The 17,698-nt window shown below is 62.0% G+C and carries 13 protein-coding genes; 4 read left to right on the forward strand and 9 right to left on the reverse strand.

Annotated elements, in window-relative coordinates; translation table 11 throughout:
- Positions 1–6: 6 nt before the first annotated feature.
- Positions 7–843 carry a regulatory signaling modulator protein AmpE gene (ampE, locus tag LIX91_RS16800; protein ID WP_003345100.1) on the forward strand — a complete coding sequence of 279 codons (837 nt, stop codon included), beginning with the start codon at positions 7–9 and terminating at the stop codon, positions 841–843.
- Between the two features lie 35 nt (positions 844–878).
- Here ampE and LIX91_RS16805 read toward each other — a convergent pair whose 3' ends face one another.
- The gene (locus tag LIX91_RS16805; protein ID WP_226488820.1) at positions 879–1,679 is read right to left on the reverse strand and encodes a TatD family hydrolase; all 801 of its coding nucleotides are present in this window, start codon (positions 1,677–1,679) and stop codon (positions 879–881) included.
- The gene (cra, locus tag LIX91_RS16810; protein WP_004412350.1) at positions 1,676–2,671 is read right to left on the reverse strand and encodes a catabolite repressor/activator; all 996 of its coding nucleotides are present in this window, start codon (positions 2,669–2,671) and stop codon (positions 1,676–1,678) included. The genes LIX91_RS16805 and cra overlap by 4 nt, the downstream gene beginning before the upstream one ends.
- 354 nt (positions 2,672–3,025) lie before the next feature.
- Here cra and ptsP point away from each other — a divergent pair, with 354 nt between their 5' ends.
- Genes ptsP through LIX91_RS16825 form a run of 3 tightly spaced genes read left to right on the forward strand, consistent with a single transcriptional unit; the run spans position 3,026 to position 8,592 of the window.
- Positions 3,026–5,896, forward strand: coding sequence for a phosphoenolpyruvate--protein phosphotransferase (gene ptsP / locus LIX91_RS16815; RefSeq protein ID WP_226488821.1), 2,871 nt, complete (start codon positions 3,026–3,028; stop codon positions 5,894–5,896).
- Positions 5,896–6,837, forward strand: coding sequence for a 1-phosphofructokinase (gene pfkB / locus LIX91_RS16820; RefSeq protein WP_024663879.1), 942 nt, complete (start codon positions 5,896–5,898; stop codon positions 6,835–6,837). Before ptsP ends, pfkB begins: the two co-directional genes overlap by 1 nt.
- A gap of 12 nt (positions 6,838–6,849) precedes the next feature.
- Positions 6,850–8,592, forward strand: coding sequence for a PTS fructose-like transporter subunit IIB (locus tag LIX91_RS16825; RefSeq protein WP_004412354.1), 1,743 nt, complete (start codon positions 6,850–6,852; stop codon positions 8,590–8,592).
- A 39-nt stretch (positions 8,593–8,631) separates the two neighbouring features.
- Here LIX91_RS16825 and LIX91_RS16830 read toward each other — a convergent pair whose 3' ends face one another.
- The 7 genes from LIX91_RS16830 to LIX91_RS16860 all read right to left on the reverse strand — a co-directional run bounded on the left by LIX91_RS16830 (position 8,632) and on the right by LIX91_RS16860 (position 17,091).
- Entirely contained in the window at positions 8,632–9,810 is a 1,179-nt protein-coding gene (locus LIX91_RS16830) for an acetyl-CoA C-acetyltransferase (RefSeq protein WP_004412356.1), read from the reverse strand.
- A gap of 107 nt (positions 9,811–9,917) precedes the next feature.
- Positions 9,918–10,784, reverse strand: a complete 867-nt coding sequence (locus LIX91_RS16835; RefSeq protein ID WP_032702605.1) for an oxygenase MpaB family protein — start codon at positions 10,782–10,784, stop codon at positions 9,918–9,920.
- 609 nt (positions 10,785–11,393) lie between these two features.
- Positions 11,394–13,058 (reverse strand): glucose-6-phosphate isomerase, encoded by a 1,665-nt coding sequence (pgi, locus tag LIX91_RS16840; RefSeq protein ID WP_004409985.1) that lies wholly within the window; start codon positions 13,056–13,058, stop codon positions 11,394–11,396.
- Between the two features lie 253 nt (positions 13,059–13,311).
- On the reverse strand, positions 13,312–14,163 hold the full coding sequence (panC, locus tag LIX91_RS16845) for a pantoate--beta-alanine ligase (protein WP_226488822.1): 852 nt from the start codon (positions 14,161–14,163) through the stop codon (positions 13,312–13,314).
- On the reverse strand, positions 14,160–14,960 hold the full coding sequence (panB, locus tag LIX91_RS16850) for a 3-methyl-2-oxobutanoate hydroxymethyltransferase (protein WP_003423024.1): 801 nt from the start codon (positions 14,958–14,960) through the stop codon (positions 14,160–14,162). The genes panC and panB overlap by 4 nt, the downstream gene beginning before the upstream one ends.
- Positions 14,961–15,188: 228 nt before the next feature.
- Positions 15,189–15,695, reverse strand: a complete 507-nt coding sequence (gene folK, locus LIX91_RS16855) for a 2-amino-4-hydroxy-6-hydroxymethyldihydropteridine diphosphokinase (RefSeq protein ID WP_226488823.1) — start codon at positions 15,693–15,695, stop codon at positions 15,189–15,191.
- On the reverse strand, positions 15,688–17,091 hold the full coding sequence (locus tag LIX91_RS16860) for a polynucleotide adenylyltransferase PcnB (protein WP_003345072.1): 1,404 nt from the start codon (positions 17,089–17,091) through the stop codon (positions 15,688–15,690). Before LIX91_RS16860 ends, folK begins: the two co-directional genes overlap by 8 nt.
- Positions 17,092–17,698: the final 607 nt, after the last annotated feature.

Raw genomic sequence — 17,698 nt, forward strand, 5'->3', positions numbered from 1 at the left:
CGAACAATGAGTTTTCTGGTGCTACTGCTGGCCGTTCTTATCGAAAAATTTTCTGCTCTGCGTCAGCGCGTTCAGCGTGACGGGCCGTGGCTGAAAGAACTGGCAAAACTCGAGGCCAGCCCGCGGACCTCGACACGTCCCTGGGTAATGCTGGCGCTGCTGGTGCTTGTGCCCGTGCTGATTCTGCAACTGGCGCTGACCATCATCGGCTCGGTGGCCTATGGCTGGCTGGTTCTGCCCATTCACCTGCTGGTGTTGATCTACAGCCTTGGCCGGGTTGACCTGATTGCGGTGCTCGGGCCGTTTCGCGATGCCTGCCGACGTGGCGATGCGCAGGCTGCGGTGCACGTGGCCGAGCGCGACATGGGCGTGCAGGCGGACAACAGCGAGCAATTGCTGCAGGGTGTGCAGGGCTACCTGCTCTGGCAGGCGTTTCAGAGTTTCTTCGCCGTGATTTTCTGGTACTTCGTACTCGGCCCGGTGGCTGCGCTGGCCTACAGGCTATTGGCACTTGCTGCCGAGCACGGCAAGACACCCGCACTGGTGGAACGCGCAGGGCAGTTGCGTCATGCCTTCGACTGGGTGCCGGTCAGGTTGCTCGCCGCCAGCTTCGCATTGGTCGGCAATTTTGTGGCGGTCACCCGGGTGATGCTGCATGAGCTGTTGAACTGGAACATCAGTGCTGCACAACTGATTACGCGCGTTGGCTGCGCCGCCAGCGAGGTTCCGCCGCCGATGATGGGCGCGCAGGGCGTCACCGGTCTCGACATGCTCTGGGAGCTGCTGGTACGTGCCGCGGTGGTCTGGTACGCAGGGTTTGCCCTGTGGACCCTTCTGCTCTGATTCGATACTGGCCGCGCAGGCTCAGGCATGTGACATCAGCTGTGTGACAGACGAGGCCAGTCAAACAGTTCGCAGGCATTGTCCGTGCTCGCCTGGGCCAGGCGTTCGGGGCTGATCTTCATCAGCCCCGCAAGGGCCTCGCAAATGTCGGGCAAATGCTGCGGGCTGTTGCGCTGATAGGGGTGCATGGCGGGCGCCATGTCCGGTGAGTCGGTTTCCAGCACCACGCTGTCGAGCGGCAGTTCGGCGATGACCCGATGCATGCGCAAAGCCTGCGGCCAGGTCGCGGCTCCGCCCAGGCCCAGTTTGAACCCCAGCCTGATGTACTCGCGCGCTTCTTCGCGGCTGCCGGCAAAGGCATGAATGATGCCGCTGCGCTTTGGCTTGTGGCGCTTGAGCGTCGCGATCACATCGGCATGGCTGCGCCGCACGTGCAGCAAGGCGGGCAGATTGAAGTCGTTCGCCAGCTGCAATTGCGCGTCAAAGAGTGCCTGCTGACGCGGCTTATCCGGCGTTTCGACGTAATAATCCAGACCGATCTCACCCACTGCACACAGCTGCGGATGGCCTTTCAGGCGCGTCAGCCAGTCGCCCAGCTCGGTCAGGTGTGCAGTGCGGTGCTCATCGATGTACACCGGATGCATGCCGAACGCGGCGCACAGGGCGGGGTTGGCCTCGGTCAGCTCCCAGAGCCGCTGCCAGTTACGCTGATACACCCCGAGCACCACCAGGCGCTGCACACCGAGCGCCAGACAGTTGTCCAGCACTTGAGCGCGGTCGGCATCGAAGTCCGGAAAATCCAGGTGGGTGTGGGTATCGATCAGCGTCACCTTCATGCCTCGTGAATACGTTGCTTGAAGGCCCTGGCAATAGCGTGCACGCCGGGCTGGTAATCATCCTTTTCGATAGCGGCCAGTGCCAATTGCAGGGCCTTGTCGGCGATCAACTGGTGTTGCTGGGCCATGGCGTTGACTGGTAGCGGCAAGAAGTCGAGCAATTGCGTATCGCCGAAGGTACCCAGATGCAGTGGGGTCGATTGCAGTGCCTGACTTTGCAGCACATCGAACACGCCTTGCAGCAGCACGTAGGAGGTGGTGATCAACGCGTCCGGAAAATGTCCCTGGCGCTGTAGCATCCCGGTCATCAAACGCTGGCCACACTGGCGGCTGAACGCTTCGCCATGCTCGACGATGGTGGCTCCGGTAAACCCGTCGAGTGCATGTTCGAAGCCGGCGGCACGCGCGCGACTGATGCTCAGCTCAGGACGTGCGCCGATCAGGGCGATGTGGCGCGGTCGGGTTTGCAGGAGGCTATGGGTCAGTTGCAGGCAGGCGTCATGGTCGTCGCTGACCACCGAGCAGAAAAATTCGGGATTCATTTCCCGGTCGATGGCGATGATCGGCGTGCCCTTGAGCTGCAATTCGCGGTAGCTGTCGTTGCTGGACGGCAGGCAGCTGGCAACCAGCAGCGCATCGCAACGGCGTGCGCGGAACAGCTGCAAAAGCTGCAGCTCGCTGGCGGGGTCGTCATCTGAGCTGGCGATCAGCAGTTGATAACCGAGGTTGCGCGCGCCTTGCTCGAGCAATTTGGCGATGCGCGCATAGCTGGGGTTTTCCAGGTCGGGCAGGATGAAGCCCAGTGTCTTGCTATGACGGCTGCGCAGGCCCGCCGCTTGCGGGTTGGGTCGGAAGTCGTGCTGCTCGACCACGGCTTTGACACGCTCGACCGTTGCCGGGCTGATGCGCTGTTTTTCGGCCTTGCCATTGATGACGTAACTGGCCGTCGTGACAGAAACACCTGCCAGACGTGCGATATCGCTCAGTTTCACCCCGGAATTTCCTTTTATTAGGTACGCGGCTCAGGACAATCGAGTTATTTTTTTCATGGCGCTGATCTTTACACCAGACCGTAGGAAATTCCCAAGTACTTCACGTATTTTGGGAATTGTCCCACAGTGATCGGATCGACTGGGCTTCAATGAATCCCCAGAATCGAGTAACGTGCCGGGCAATTCTAGATTAAACGATTCAGCACGCCTGTTGTCTGCTGCAATCGAGATGAAAGTGATGTCCGATACGATGCTCGGACAGATATCACCTTCATCCCCCTAAGCTGTCGATCACACGATCGCCATTAAAACAAGAATCAGGTGGCGCCTTGGCGCTGCACAGGAGTCAAGGCAATGCTCGAACTCACTCTGGAGCAAATATCCATGGCCCAGTCGGCTGTGGATAAAACTGCCGCACTTAAGCTGATTGCCGACCACCTGGTCGCTGATGGTCTGGTTGCCGAGGGCTACCTCACCGGGCTGATGAACCGTGAGCAGCAAGGCTCGACCTTCCTCGGTCAGGGCATCGCCATCCCACACGGTACACCCGAAACCCGCGACCTGGTGTTTACCACCGGTGTGCGTCTGATGCAGTTCCCCGAAGGGGTGGACTGGGGCGACGGACAAATGGTTTACCTGGCGATTGGTATCGCTGCCAAATCCGACGAGCACTTGCGCCTGCTGCAACTGCTGACTCGCGCATTGGGTGAAGAGGATCTTGGCCAGGCGCTGCGCGAAGCGAAGACCCCGGAAGACCTGCTCAAGCTATTGCAAGGTGCTCCGCAGGAACTGGCGCTCGACGCACAGATGATCAGCCTCGGCGTATCGGCCGACGATTTTGAAGAACTGGTCTGGCGCGGCGCACGCCTGTTGCGCAAGGCCGACTGCGTGAGTAACGGCTTTGCCGCCGTGCTCCAGCAAGTGGAAGCCTTGTCGCTGGGTGATGGCCTGTGGTGGCTGCACAGCGAGCAAACCGTCAAGCGCCCCGGTCTGGCGTTCGTCACCCCCGACAAACCCATGCGCTATCTGGGCCAGCCGCTGACCGGTCTGTTCTGCCTGGCCAGCCTCGGTGAGGCGCATCAGGCGCTGCTCGAGCGTCTGTGCCTGTTGCTGATCGAAGGCCGTGGCCACGAGTTGGGGCACGCCACCAACAGTCGCGCCGTGCTCGAAGCACTGGGCGGCGAATTGCCAGCCGAGTGGCCGACCCGGCAGATTCAGCTGGCCAACGCCCATGGCTTGCACGCCCGCCCGGCGAAGATACTGGCGCAGCTGGCCAAGGAGTTTGACGGCGAGATCCGCATGCGTGTGCTGGAAACCGGCGAAGCCGCCGTGTCGGCCAAGAGCCTGAGCAAGCTGCTCAGCCTCGGCGCCCGTCGTGGTCAGACGCTGGAATTCATTGCCGAGCCGAGCATCGCCGACGACGCACTGCCAGCCCTGATCGCCGCCGTGGAGCAAGGCCTGGGCGAGGAAGTCGAACCCTTGCCCGCCGTCTCGCAGACCGAGGCTGCGCCAGCGCCGACCCCGGCTGCTGCCAAACCGCTCAGTGCTCCGCTAGCTGGTAGCGTGTTGCAGGCGGTATCTGCTTCACCGGGGATTGCCATGGGGCCGGCCCACGTTCAAGTGCTGCAAAGCTTCGATTATCCCCAGCGGGGCGAGTCGGTGGCTGCCGAGCGCGAGCGCCTGCACAAGGCGATCGGCGAGGTGCGCAGCGATATCGAAAATCTCATTCAGCGCAGCAAGTCCAAGGCCATCCGGGAAATCTTCATCACCCACCAGGAGATGCTCGAAGATCCGGAACTGACCAGCGAAGTCGAGGCGCGCCTCAATAACGACGAAAGCGCGGCTGCGGCCTGGGCTACGGTTATCGAGACCGCTGCCGTTCAGCAGGAACAACTGCAGGACGCACTGCTGGCCGAGCGCGCCGCAGACCTGCGTGATGTCGGTCGCCGCGTGCTGGCGCAGATCTGTGGCGTCGAAACTGTTGCGGCCCCGGACGAACCCTACATTCTGGTGATGGATGAAGTCGGCCCGTCCGACGTGGCCCGTCTCGACCCGGCGCAGGTCGCCGGTATTCTTACCGCACGCGGCGGTGCCACCGCTCACAGTGCCATCGTGGCACGTGCGCTGGGCATTCCGGCGCTGGTGGGGGCCGGTGATGAAGTGCTGCTGCTCAAGCCGGGCACCGTGTTGCTGCTCGACAGCCAGCGCGGACGGCTGACCGTCGCGCCTGACGAAGCGACCCTGCAGCGCGCAGTTCAGGACCGTGACGCGCGTGAGCAACGTCTCAAGGCGGCCGCCGAAGCGCGCATGGAGCCCGCTGTGACGCGCGATGGTCATGCTGTCGAAGTCTTCGCCAATATCGGCGACAGCACCGGCACACCGGCCGCCGTGGAGCAGGGCGCGGAAGGCGTCGGCCTGTTGCGCACCGAGCTGCTGTTCATGGCGCATTCCCAGGCGCCGGATGAAGCCACGCAGGAAGCTGAATACCGCCGCGTGCTGACCGATCTGGGCGGGCGTCCGCTGGTGGTGCGTACGCTGGACGTCGGTGGCGACAAGCCGCTGCCTTACTGGCCGATCGCCAAAGAGGAAAACCCGTTCCTCGGCGTGCGCGGTATCCGTCTTACCCTGCAGCGCCCGGACGTCATGGAAAGCCAGCTGCGCGCCCTGTTGCGTTCTGCAGACAGCGGCCCACTGCGCATCATGTTCCCGATGATCGGCACGCTTGAAGAGTGGCGTCAGGCGCGGGACATGACCCAGCGCCTGCGCGAGGAAATCCCGGTCAGCGACCTGCAACTGGGGATCATGATCGAGGTGCCATCGGCGGCGCTGATCGCCCCGGTGCTGGCGAAGGAAGTGGACTTCTTCAGTATCGGCACCAATGACCTGACGCAATACACCATGGCCATTGACCGCGGCCACCCGACGCTGTCGGCCCAGGCTGACGGCCTGCACCCGTCGGTGCTGCAACTGATCGACATGACCGTGCGTGCTGCGCATGCCAACGGCAAATGGGTGGGTGTATGCGGCGAACTGGCTGCAGACCCGCTGGCGGTGCCGATTCTGGTCGGTCTGGGCGTGGATGAATTGAGTGTTTCGGCGCGCAGCATTGGCGAGGTCAAGGCCTGCGTACGTGAACTGACCCTGAGCAGCGCTCAGCAACTGGCGCAAAATGCGCTGACGGCGGGCAGCGCCGCCGAAGTCCGCGCGCTTGTGGAGGCTGTGTAATGGCGAAGATTCTTACCCTGACCATGAACCCGGCGCTGGACCTGACTGTGCAGTTGGGGCAGTTGGAGCTGGGCCAGGTCAACCGCAGCACGGCGATGCTCACTCACGCCGCGGGCAAAGGCCTGAATGTGGCGCAGGTGCTGGCTGATCTGGGCCATGACCTGACCGTTGCCGGCTTTCTTGGCGTCGACAATCAGCAAGCGTTCGAAGCGTTGTTCGAGCGTCGTCAGTTCGTCGACGAGTTTGTCCGGGTGCCGGGCGAAACGCGCAGCAATATCAAGCTGGCCGAAGGCAGTGGCCGCATCACCGATTTGAACGGCCCGGGGCCACAAGTCAGTGAAGAGGCGCAGCAAGCACTATTCACCCGCGTCGAACAGATCGCTCAGGGTTTCGACGTGGTGGTCGTTGCGGGCAGTCTGCCGCGCGGCGTCACCCCGGAGTGGCTGCAAAAACTGCTGGTGATGCTCAAGGACCTCGGTCTGAAAGTGGCGCTGGACAGCAGTGGTCTGGCCTTGCGTGCCGGTCTGAAGGCCGGGCCCTGGCTGATCAAACCCAATACCGAAGAGCTGGCTGATGCGCTCGACGCACCGATCATCTCCATCGCTGCGCAAGCCGAGGCGGCTGCGCGTTTGCAGGCGCAGGGCATTGAGCATGTGGTGATCTCTCAGGGCTCCGAAGGCGTTCACTGGTTCAGCCCGAGCGTGGCGCTGCATTCACTGCCGCCCAAGGTCACCGTGGCCAGTACGGTCGGTGCGGGTGACTCGCTGCTGGCAGGCATGGTGCACGGCTTGATCACCGGTCAAGAGCCGCACAAGACCTTGCGCACTGCCACAGCGATTGCCGCCATGGCGGTGACCCAGATCGGTTTCGGTATCACCGATGCCGCGCAACTCAAACGGCTTGAAGGCGGCGTCACTGTACGCAGCCTTTCAGAACAATAAGAGAGGATCGTCATGAAGTTAGCCATAGTTACGGCCTGCCCGAACGGCAAGGTCAGCAGCGTACTCAGCGCACGATTGCTCGAAGCGGCGGCCCTGCGCCAGGGCTGGGAAACCAGCGTCGAAATCATCGACCCCAACAAGGCCGATCAACAGTTGTCCACCCAGGACATCGAAGCCGCCGATCTTGTTCTGGTGGTCAATACCGGTCCTGTGGACTTGAGCCGCTTTGTCGGCAAGCGCCTGTTTCAGGATTCGCCTGCGCATGCGTTGCAGGATGTCGACAGCTTTCTGCAGCGCGCCGAGCGAGAAGCGCAGGTACATGCAGCGTCCGAAGCAGCGGCGCCTCAGGCAAGCGGCGGCACCGGCGCACAACCGCGCATCGTCGCGATCACGGCTTGTCCGACCGGTGTAGCACACACGTTCATGGCGGCCGAAGCGATCCAGCAGGCGGCCAAACGTCTGAATTACGACCTGCAAGTCGAAACCCAGGGCTCGGTAGGCGCGCGCAACCCGCTCAGCGCCAAGGCCATCGCCGATGCCGACGTGGTGCTGCTGGCGGCGGATATCGAGGTCAACACCGACCGCTTTGCCGGCAAGAAGATCTACCGTTGCGGCACCGGGATCGCCCTCAAGCAGTCCGAAGCCACCCTGAAAAAAGCCTTGGCGGAAGGGCAGGTGGAATCCGATGAGGCCGCCGCCAAGTCACCTGCCAGACAAGAGAAGGCGGGCGTCTACAAACACCTGCTGACCGGCGTGTCGTTCATGCTGCCGATGGTCGTGGCGGGCGGCCTGTTGATCGCTCTTTCCTTCGTGTTCGGTATCACCGCGTTCAAAGAGCCGGGCACGCTGGCTGCGGCACTGATGCAGATCGGTGGGGAAGCGGCATTCAAACTGATGGTGCCGTTGCTGGCCGGTTACATCGCCTATTCGATTGCTGACCGTCCTGGGCTGGCACCCGGCATGATCGGTGGCCTGTTGGCGAGTACGCTGGGTGCCGGGTTCATCGGCGGTATCGTCGCGGGCTTTCTGGCCGGCTACAGTGCTGCCGCGATCAACCGCTACGCACGTCTGCCGGCCAGCGTCGAAGCGCTCAAGCCGATTCTGATCATCCCGTTGCTGTCGAGCCTGTTCACCGGTCTGGTGATGATCTACGTGGTCGGCAAGCCGGTTGCCGGGATGCTCGAAGCGTTGACGCACTTCCTCGACAGCATGGGCACCACCAACGCGATCCTGTTGGGCGTGGTGCTGGGCGCAATGATGTGCGTCGACCTCGGTGGGCCGATCAACAAGGCGTCCTATGCGTTCTCGGTCGGTTTGCTGGCATCCCAGAGCTACGCGCCGATGGCCACCGCCATGGCTGCCGGTATGGTGCCGCCTATCGGTATGGGCATCGCCACGATCCTGGCTCGCCGCAAGTTCGCCCAGAGCGAGCGTGAGGCAGGCAAGGCGGCGTTCGTGCTGGGGCTGTGCTTCATCTCGGAAGGTGCCATCCCCTTCGCTGCCAAGGACCCGTTGCGGGTGATTCCGGCCAGTGTCGTGGGTGGCGCGCTGACCGGTGCGTTGTCGATGTACTTCGGCTGCAAGCTGATGGCACCGCATGGTGGCCTGTTCGTGATGCTGATCCCCAACGCGATCAACCATGCGCTGCTTTATCTGCTGGCGATCATCGCCGGCAGCGTGCTGACCGGTGTGATCTACGCGCTGATCAAGCGTCCGGAGCCCGCTGACATGGAAGTGGCGCCCGCAGCCGCCTGATGACGCAAGGCGCGGGCTGTCCCGCGCCTTCTTCCTGCTCTAGCGTTCGAGCGCCAGAGCAACCCCCTGACCACCACCGATGCACAGCGTGGCCAGGCCCTTCTTCACATCGCGCCTGATCATCTCGTGCAGCAGTGTCACCAGCACGCGGCAGCCCGATGCGCCAATCGGGTGACCAAGGGCGATAGCGCCACCATTCACGTTGAGCTTTTGCGGATCCAGCCCCAGCTCCTTGCCGACCGACAGGGACTGTGCGGCAAAGGCTTCGTTGGCTTCGATCAGGTCCAGTTCGGCCAGCGACCAGCCAGCCTTGTCCAGGCAGCGACGCGTGGCACTGACCGGCCCGATGCCCATGATGGCCGGGTCGACGCCGGCGTTGGCATAGGCGGCAATGCGCGCCAGCACCGGCAAGCCCAGTTGCTCGGCTCTGGCGGCACTCATCAGCATCACGGCGGCAGCCCCGTCGTTCAGCGATGAGGCATTGCCGGCGGTGACCGTGCCATCCTTTTTGAAGGCGGGCTTGAGCTTGGCCAGGGTCTCGGCGGTGGTGCCGGCGCGGGGTTGTTCGTCTGTTGCAAAGGACAGCGGATCACCCTTGCGTTGCGGGATCAGGGTCGGGGTGATCTCATCGACGAAGCGTCCGGCTTCAATCGCAGCCAGCGCCTTCTGCTGAGACAGGGCGGCGAACTCATCCTGGGCCTCGCGGCTGATGTCGTACTGCTGCGCGAGGTTCTCGGCGGTGATGCCCATGTGGTAATCATTGAATGCATCCCACAGGCCGTCAGTGATCATCGTATCGACCATGCTGGCGTGGCCCATGCGCAATCCGGTGCGTGCGCCCGGCAGCACGTAGTTGGACAGGCTCATGTTTTCCTGACCGCCGGCGATGATGATCTCGGCGTCGCCGCAACGAATCGCCTGGGTCGCCAGGTGCAGGGCCTTGAGGCCGGAGCCGCAGACCTTGTTCAGGGTCATGGCCGGTACCGAGAAGGGCAGGCCGGCCTTGATGGCTGCCTGTCGCGCAGGGTTCTGACCAGCGCCTGCGGTCAGCACCTGACCCATGATGACTTCATCGACCTGCGCGCCATCCACGCCGGTGCGGGCAAGCAGTTGACGAATGACCGCTGCGCCGAGGTCGACTGCGGCGACAGAGGCCAGTGAGCCCTGAAAACTGCCCACGGCGGTACGGGTGGCGGCGACGATAACGACGTCGTGCATGGTGCTGATCCTCATTGTTATTGAGCGCTCATGGTGGCACAGATAGGCAGGCAGGTTCCAACCGTGAACCGCCCGGTCACGGTTTGCCGAAAACCGTCATGCCTCGTTCAAACGTCCATGCGGCGTCTGGCACGTTGCGCCGATCCGTCGCGCACGGCCCAGCGCAGAATGGGCGCAGTGCTGTTGACGCCCAGGCGGATCATCCGGCGTTTGAAGGGGCTTTGCGTGACGTCGAGCATGTCGCTGGCCCAGTCCGGCAGCAGCTCGATACCGGCGCGCATCATCAACACGCCAAACGGCTTGGCCAGCCAGTTGGGTGCGGGGGCATCGAGCAGCAGGCGCATTACCTCGCGGCTGCGCGCGTCACACACCAGTTGGCCGCGAATGTCTGCCAGGTAGTCAGCAATGGCCTGACGCGAGCGCGGAACGTTGCGCGCGCCGAGTCGCTCGGCCACCAGCGCTGTTTCAGCGTAGTACGCGTCCTGAGCGGCGAGCGGCATGTCCGGGTTCAGATAGCGCACATGTGCTGCGAGAAAGCTGCTGACTTCGGCCACATGCACCCAGGTCAGCAAATCCGGATCGCTGGCGGCATACGGCCGGCCATCGGGCGCGGTGCCGACGATGTTCAGGTGAATGTTGCGGACCTTGTCGATCAGCCAGTTGGCATCGCGTGTGGAGCCGTAGGTGGTGCCGGACAGGAACTGCCCGGTACGCCGCAGGCGGCCAAGCATGTCCTGACGAAAGTTGGAGTGGTCCCAGATGCCCGCCAGCGCCAGAGGGTGCAGCGCCTGCAGCATCAATGCACTGATGCCGCCGACCAGCATGCTGGTGAAATCGCCATGCACCTCCCAGCACACCGCCTGAGGGCCAAACAGACCCGGGTCGCCCTTGGGGTTTTCCAGATCCAGTTGACCCAGGGCCAGGCCGGTAAGGCTGATGACCTGGTTTTCGATGCGGGTACGGATGAATTCCATGTCGAGCTCGGGCATCGGGGAGGGAAGTACGGCAAAGAGACTTTTGTGGTAACGGACCGTGCGACCCTTCGCTTGCTTGCGAAAGGGCCGGTACATCCGCTAAAGATGTATCACTCGAAATAAAGCTTTCGCGAACAAGGCGGATCGCCGCCCCGGTCGCTCCTACAAAAGCCCGGTTTCCTCTACTCATCAAGACTCCCACAAGGAGAGTGTACATCCGCTGAAGATGTACAGGGCTTCTGCCCGCAGGGCGTGGGAGCGAACTTGTTCGCGAAAGGGCCCTGTGCAGCCGCAGAAGTTTCTGCGTCTGACATAACGCCTTCGCGAAGAAGGCGGATCGCCGCCCCGGTCGCTCCTACAAAAGCCCCGTTTCCCCTACTCATCAAGACTTCCACAAGGAGAGCGTACATCCGCTGAAGATGTACAGGGCTTCTGCCCGCAGGGCGTGGGAGCGAACTTGTTCGCGAAAGGGCCTGTGCAGTCGCAGAAGTTTCTGCGTCTGACATAACGCCTTCGCGAACAGGTTCGCTCCACAAAAGCCCCGTTTCCCCTACTCATCAAGACTTCTGCGTAACGCTGAGCGCAGAGCGTGGGAACGAGAGGGACAAATCAGCCGCGGTGACGGCCGCGGAAGTAGTTGATCAGGCCTTGGGTCGATGCATCGTCAGCCGGCTCTTCGGTGCCGCCGGTCAGGCGCTGGTACACCGCCTTGCCCATTTCCTTGCCCAGCTCCACACCCCATTGGTCAAAGGCGTTGGTGCCCCAGATCACGCTCTGTACAAACACCTTGTGTTCATACATGGCCACCAGCGCGCCAAGACGACGCGGGCTGATGCGCTCGACCACCAGCGTGTTGCTCGGACGGTTGCCGGGGATGACCTTGTGCGGTGCCAGCTTCTGCACCTCTTGCTCGTCCATACCCTTCTCGCGCAGTTCTGCCTCGGCTTCTGCGCGGGTCTTGCCCATCATCAGTGCCTGGCTCTGCGACAGACAGTTGGCGTACAGCCACTGGTGGTGGTCGGCGACCGGGTTGAAGCTGACGATCGGTACAATGAAGTCGGCCGGAATCATCTGCGTGCCCTGGTGCAGCAACTGGTGGTAAGCGTGCTGACCGTTGGCACCCACGCCGCCCCAGATAACCGGTCCGGTGTCGGTCGACGTCGGCGTACCGTCCTGACGGACGCTCTTGCCGTTGGATTCCATGTCCAGTTGTTGCAGGTGCTTGGTGATGTTACGCAGGTAGTGATCGTACGGCAGGATCGCGTGGCTTTGTGCGCCCCAGAAATTGCCGTACCAGACGCCCAGCAAGCCCAGCAATACCGGCATGTTCTGCTCGAACGGCGCGCTCTGGAAATGCTGGTCCATGGTGTAGGCACCGGACAGCAGTTCCTTGAAGTTGGACATGCCGATGGCCAGCGCGATAGGCAGACCGATGGCCGACCACAGCGAATAGCGACCGCCGACCCAGTCCCACATCGGGAAGATGTTTTCTTCACGGATGCCGAAGGCCACGGCCGCCGCGTTGTTGCTGGACACCGCGATGAAGTGGCGATGCAGTTCGACTTCCGAGCCGCCCTGCGCCAGGTACCAGGCACGTGCAGCCTGCGCGTTTTTCAGGGTTTCCAGCGTGTTGAAGGATTTCGACGAGACGATGAACAGCGTGGTCTCGGCACGAATCTTCATCGACAGCTCATGGAATTCGCTGCCGTCGATGTTGGCCAGGTAATGGCAGCGGACACCTTTGTGCGCGTAGGCCACCAGCGCTTCGGAGACCAGCTCCGGGCCGAGGAACGAGCCGCCGATGCCGATGTTCACCACGTCGGTGATCGGTTTTTCGGTGTAACCGCGCCACAGGCCGTCATGGATGCGGCCGACCAGTTCGGTCATCTGATTGAGTACGCGGTGTACGTCCGGCATCACATCGACGCCGTTGACTTTCAACTTGTCGCCTACCGGGCGGCGCAGAGCGGTGTGCAGGGCAGGGCGGCCTTCGGATGAGTTGACCAGCTCGCCGTCATACTGAGCCTTGATCGCATCCTTGAGGCCCACTTCGCCCGCCAGGCTGACCAACAGGTCGCGGGTCTCGGTGGTGATCAGGTTTTTGGAGTAATCGAGAAACAGGCCAGCGCTGCTGAGAGTGAATTGGCTGAAGCGCTGCGGGTCGGTGTTGAACGCTTCGCGCATGCTGAAGTTCTGCATGGCCTGGCGGTGTTTGTTCAACGCTTGCCAGGCGGGCAGAGCGGTCACATCGGAAGGAGTGCGGTAGTACGCCATCGCTGCGGGTTTCCTTTAACTGGTTCTGTCTTTGGATATTCTTGGAGCGAGGTCGCAAGCTTTCTCACGGGCTACACATCGCAGACTACCCTTCGCGTACCTGTTTGTCTGCGCCTCGCCTTACATGACCCCGGTACTTTTTCGCACACAGGCAACCGGGGTTTTGTCTCGAATACTGCCGGTTGTGGTTCAGGCAACCTGTACCGGTATGGCATTACCGGTGTGTCTTAGTTCATTGCCAGCGCACATCCTGTCAGCTTCTGGTCAGGTGCAGGTTGTCGATCAAGCGGGTTTTGCCCAGGAATGCCGCTGCGAGGATGACCAGGTCGCGATTGTCGGCAGTCGTCGCCCGCAGGCTGGTGGCATCGCGTATCTCCAGGTAGTCGATACGAAAACCGGCAGCCTCCAGTTGCTGCTTCTTGCTCGCCAGCAGCGCGTCGAAATCCTGCTCGCCGGCCTTGATCGCGTCGGCGATCTGGCGGATCGCCTGATACAGCGCGGGTGCAGCGGCGCGCTGAGCGTCGTTCAGATAACCGTTGCGCGAGGACAGCGCCAGGCCGTCGTCGGCACGTACCGTCGGTTCGCCGATGATCTGGATCGGCATGTTCAGATCACGGACCATGGACCGGATCACGGCCAGTTGCTGGAAGTCTTTTTCACCAAAGATCGCCAGGTCAGGCTGCACCATGTTGAACAGCTTGCTGACCACGGTGGCGACACCTTCGAAATGGCCGGGACGGCTGGCGCCACACAGGCCTTGCGACAGGTGCGGCACGCTGACCAGTGTCTGGTCGGCCATGCCGTGCGGGTAGATTTCTTCGACGCTTGGGGTGAACAGCAGGTTGCAACCGGCCTGCAGGAGTTTTTCCTGATCGGCAGCCAGCGTGCGAGGGTAGGTGGCCAGGTCTTCGTTGGGGCCGAACTGCAGGGGATTGACGAAAATAGTGGCGACCACGAAATCGGCACGCTGCGCCGCCTTGGTGACCAGCGCGGCGTGGCCGCTGTGCAGGTTGCCCATCGTCGGGGTCAGCGCGATCCGCTTGCCTTCGCTGCGTGCCCGCGCAACAGCGGCGCGCAGGTCCTGTACGGTTTTTACTGTGTTCATGCCGAGAATCCGTGTTCAGTGGCCGGAAAGCTGACGTCTTTGACTGCGGCCACGTAGGCCCGGATAGCCGACTGGATATCGGGCTGACCGGTCATGAAGTTTTTCACGAACTTGGGCACGCGTCCGGTGATGGACAGGCCGAGCATGTCGTGCAGCACCAGGACCTGACCATCAGTGGCGCTGCCGGCGCCAATGCCGATGACCGGGACCTTCACCGCCTGGGTGATTTCCTCGGCCAGTTCGCTGGGCACGCACTCCAGCAGGATCATCGCTGCGCCCGCCTGTTCCAGTGCGATGGCATCGGCGCGCATCTGCCGCGCCTGCGCTTCCAGCCGGCCCTGAACCTTGTAGCCGCCCAGCACGTTGACGGCCTGTGGGGTCAGGCCCATGTGTGCGCACACCGGAATGCCGCGCTCGGCCAGCAAACGGATCGACTCGGCCAGCCAGGCAGCGCCTTCGACCTTGATCATGTGTGCGCCTGCCTGCATCAGCGTCGCGCTGTTGATCAGGGTCTGCTCCAGCGTCGCGTTGGCCATGAACGGCAGGTCGGCGAGAATCATCGCACCCTGGTTGCCGCGTTTCACACAGGCAACGTGGTACGCCGTTTCAGCCGTGGTAACAGGCAGGGTGCTGTCGTGACCCTGCAGGACCATGCCCAGCGAGTCGCCTATCAGCAGCACTTCGACACCCGCCTGGGAGGCCGTGTGGGCGAAGGTTGCGTCGTAGCAGGTCAGCATGGTGATCTTCTCACCCTTCTGCTTCATGGCCAGCAGCGACGTAACGGTTATGTTCGGCATGTAAAGTCCTCCATCAGGCGCTGTGAAGACGGGTGCTCAGCGCGTGAGAGTCATCCTGGAAAAGCAGGCACACCGTCGTGTCGCGATGTTTTGCAAAGGCCTGTTTCGCGCCCGTTCGCCTGTGGTGTGGCGGCGGGAGGCCTATCTTCGTGAGGAGGGGGCGTGAAGTCAATTGAAGGTGTTACCTGTGCGTCTGAGCGGTTACACCGGCGCGGTGACAGACAGGCTTCATGCCTCGGCGGGCAGACGCTCAAGACCTGTGAACGGGCATTCATCGAGCAGACGATTCAGCGGTCGGCCGTCTGCCAGTGTCAGCCTTGGAGCCAGCTCTGCCAGCGGGTACAGCACGAAGGCCCGGGCCTGCATGTGATAATGCGGCACCTTGAGGCGTGGCTCGTCGATCAGACGGTCGCCGAACAGAAGGATATCGAGGTCCAGCGTGCGTGGCCCCCAGCGCTCGTGGCGTTCGCGGCCCTGGTCCAGCTCGATGGCCTGTAGCGCATCAAGCAGCGTCAGGGGCGCCAGGGAGGTGTCGATTGCCGCAACGGCATTGGTGAAGCGCGGTTGGCCGGGCAGTAGCGAGTCGCTGATATAGAAGGACGACACGCCGCTCAACTGACAGTCGGGCAACTGCGCTATGGCCTTGAGGGCGCTGCGCAATTGTTCGGCCGGGTCAGCCAGGTTGCTGCCCAGACCGATATACACGCGTTCAGTGGCCAACAGCGGTTCATTCACCGCTTTGCGCCTCGCCCGTGGTGCGCTTGCGTTTGGCGCCGCTGTTACGACGGCGCTTGCGCGGGGCTGTGCCCGCCGCTTCAGGCTTGTTGCTCAGGTCGCGAATCATGTCGCGGCGTTCGCTGTCGTTGCAGTCCTGATAATCGGTCCACCACTGGCCCAGACCATCGGTCTGCTCGCCCGCTGTTTCACGCAACAGCAGGAAATCGTAGCCGGCGCGGAACCGCGAGTTGTCGAGCAGCAGGTCGGCACGCTTGCCCGAACGGCGCGGCAGGCGCTCCTGCATGTCCCAGATCTCGCGAATCGGCAACGTGAAGCGCTTGGGAATCGCGATGCGCTGGCACTGCTCGATGATCAGTTCGTGAGCGGCTTCCTGCATGGCTGCGATCGGCGGCATGCCGCGTTCCTGGGCACGCAGCACCTTGGCCGGCAGTGCAGGCCAGAGCAGGGCCGCGAACAGGAACGCCGGTGTGACCGGTTTGTTCTGCTTGATGCGCAGGTCGGTATTGATCAACGCATTGCTGATCAGCGTATGGGTGTAGGTCGGGTTGTATTCCAGGGCCTTGGAGCTGGCCGGGAACAACGGTTCGAACAGTTCCAGGTCCACCAGCATTTCAAAGGTGGGGGCGGCGTGTCCGGAGAGGAACAGTTTGAGCACTTCCTCGAACAGGCGTGCCGACGGAATGTCACGCAGCATCGGCGCCAGTGCGCGGATCGGTTGAGCGCTGTGCTTCTCGATGCCGAAGTCCAGCTTGGCCGCGAAACGCACGGCACGCAGCATGCGCACCGGGTCTTCTTTATAACGCTGCTCCGGATCGCCGATCAGGCGGATCAGGCGATTGCGGATGTCGTGCACGCCATTGGCGTAATCCAGAACGCGCTCGCTGACCGGGTCGTAGTAAAGCGCGTTGATCGTGAAGTCGCGACGCTGGGCGTCTTCTTCAAGCGTGCCGTATACGTTGTCACGCAGGATGCGTCCGCTTTCATTGCGCGAGGACTGGTTGCTGTCCTCTTCTTCATCATCCTGAGGATGATTGGCGCGGAACGTCGCGACTTCGATGATTTCGCGACCGAAATGGATGTGCACCAGCTTGAACCGGCGGCCGATGATCCGCGCGTTGCGGAATTCGGCACGCACCTGTTCGGGCGTGGCGCTGGTGGCGACGTCGAAATCCTTGGGCGTGATGTTGAGCATCATGTCGCGTACGCAGCCGCCGACCAGATAGGCCTGGTAGCCGGCATTCTGCAGGCGCTCGACGATATTCACGGCATAGCGGCTGAACTGACTGCGTTGCAGCGAATGTTGGCTGCTGTTGAGCACTTCAGGCGTGGTGCGCGTATGTTGCTGCGGTTTGCGCAGTGGGGAACGAAATGACTGGAACAACTTCTTCAGCATGGGATGCACTGTTTGAAGGAATATTCGGCCAAAAACGTGGAATGACCGCATGATGGGCGGGGATTCTAGCATTTAGTCGAGTGATGGTGTAGGAAGCTGTCGCGGAAGGGTAAACGATGGCGCGGATCAAGGCGGGGAAGCTACTGGGGGAGCCGAAGCTCCCCCAAAGTGTGTGCTCTTTATTATTGTTTTCTGCCTGGGCTTCTTGTTTTTGTTGAGTGCCCATTCACGAGACTTGCGTCTGTGAAACCTCCCAGTCGGGAGTCAAGAGCAAACGGATTGCTTTGGTCGCTGCGTTGCAATGATCATTCGATCCAACCAGTTCAGGCGCTACCTAAGGGTAGTTTTTGTTGTTCTCGGCCTGGTTGCGGGGCAAGCCCCAAATACAACTCCTCTCCAAAAGAATCAGTTAGCTGCGCCTCCGCCGTGTTGTTCTTGTTATGCGTGAGTCGATTCGTATTGTTTTTATTGTGGGTGTCGTACTGCTTGTTGTTCTTCTTGTACCAAGCATATAGCAGAAGCTGTGCCAACTTTTGCCAAGCCCCGTAAACCGGGGCTTGGCGGGCAGCAGGGCGTTTTTGCGCACACAAAAAAGCCGGGCCTGCGT

The organism is Pseudomonas sp. B20, assembly GCF_020515755.1.
Classification (GTDB): Bacteria; Pseudomonadota; Gammaproteobacteria; order Pseudomonadales; family Pseudomonadaceae; genus Aquipseudomonas; species Aquipseudomonas syringae.

What these genes read in the sequence shown, in the direction of transcription:
- ampE (WP_003345100.1), top strand. Translation starts at nt 7, where the DNA reads ATGAGTTTTCTGGTGCTACTGCTGGCCGTTCTTATCGAAAAATTTTCT.
- LIX91_RS16805 (WP_226488820.1), bottom strand. Translation starts at nt 1,679, where the DNA reads ATGAAGGTGACGCTGATCGATACCCACACCCACCTGGATTTTCCGGAC.
- ptsP (WP_226488821.1), top strand. Translation starts at nt 3,026, where the DNA reads ATGCTCGAACTCACTCTGGAGCAAATATCCATGGCCCAGTCGGCTGTG.
- pfkB (WP_024663879.1), top strand. Translation starts at nt 5,896, where the DNA reads ATGGCGAAGATTCTTACCCTGACCATGAACCCGGCGCTGGACCTGACT.
- LIX91_RS16825 (WP_004412354.1), top strand. Translation starts at nt 6,850, where the DNA reads ATGAAGTTAGCCATAGTTACGGCCTGCCCGAACGGCAAGGTCAGCAGC.
- LIX91_RS16830 (WP_004412356.1), bottom strand. Translation starts at nt 9,810, where the DNA reads ATGCACGACGTCGTTATCGTCGCCGCCACCCGTACCGCCGTGGGCAGT.
- LIX91_RS16835 (WP_032702605.1), bottom strand. Translation starts at nt 10,784, where the DNA reads ATGGAATTCATCCGTACCCGCATCGAAAACCAGGTCATCAGCCTTACC.
- pgi (WP_004409985.1), bottom strand. Translation starts at nt 13,058, where the DNA reads ATGGCGTACTACCGCACTCCTTCCGATGTGACCGCTCTGCCCGCCTGG.
- panC (WP_226488822.1), bottom strand. Translation starts at nt 14,163, where the DNA reads ATGAACACAGTAAAAACCGTACAGGACCTGCGCGCCGCTGTTGCGCGG.
- panB (WP_003423024.1), bottom strand. Translation starts at nt 14,960, where the DNA reads ATGCCGAACATAACCGTTACGTCGCTGCTGGCCATGAAGCAGAAGGGT.
- LIX91_RS16860 (WP_003345072.1), bottom strand. Translation starts at nt 17,091, where the DNA reads ATGCTGAAGAAGTTGTTCCAGTCATTTCGTTCCCCACTGCGCAAACCG.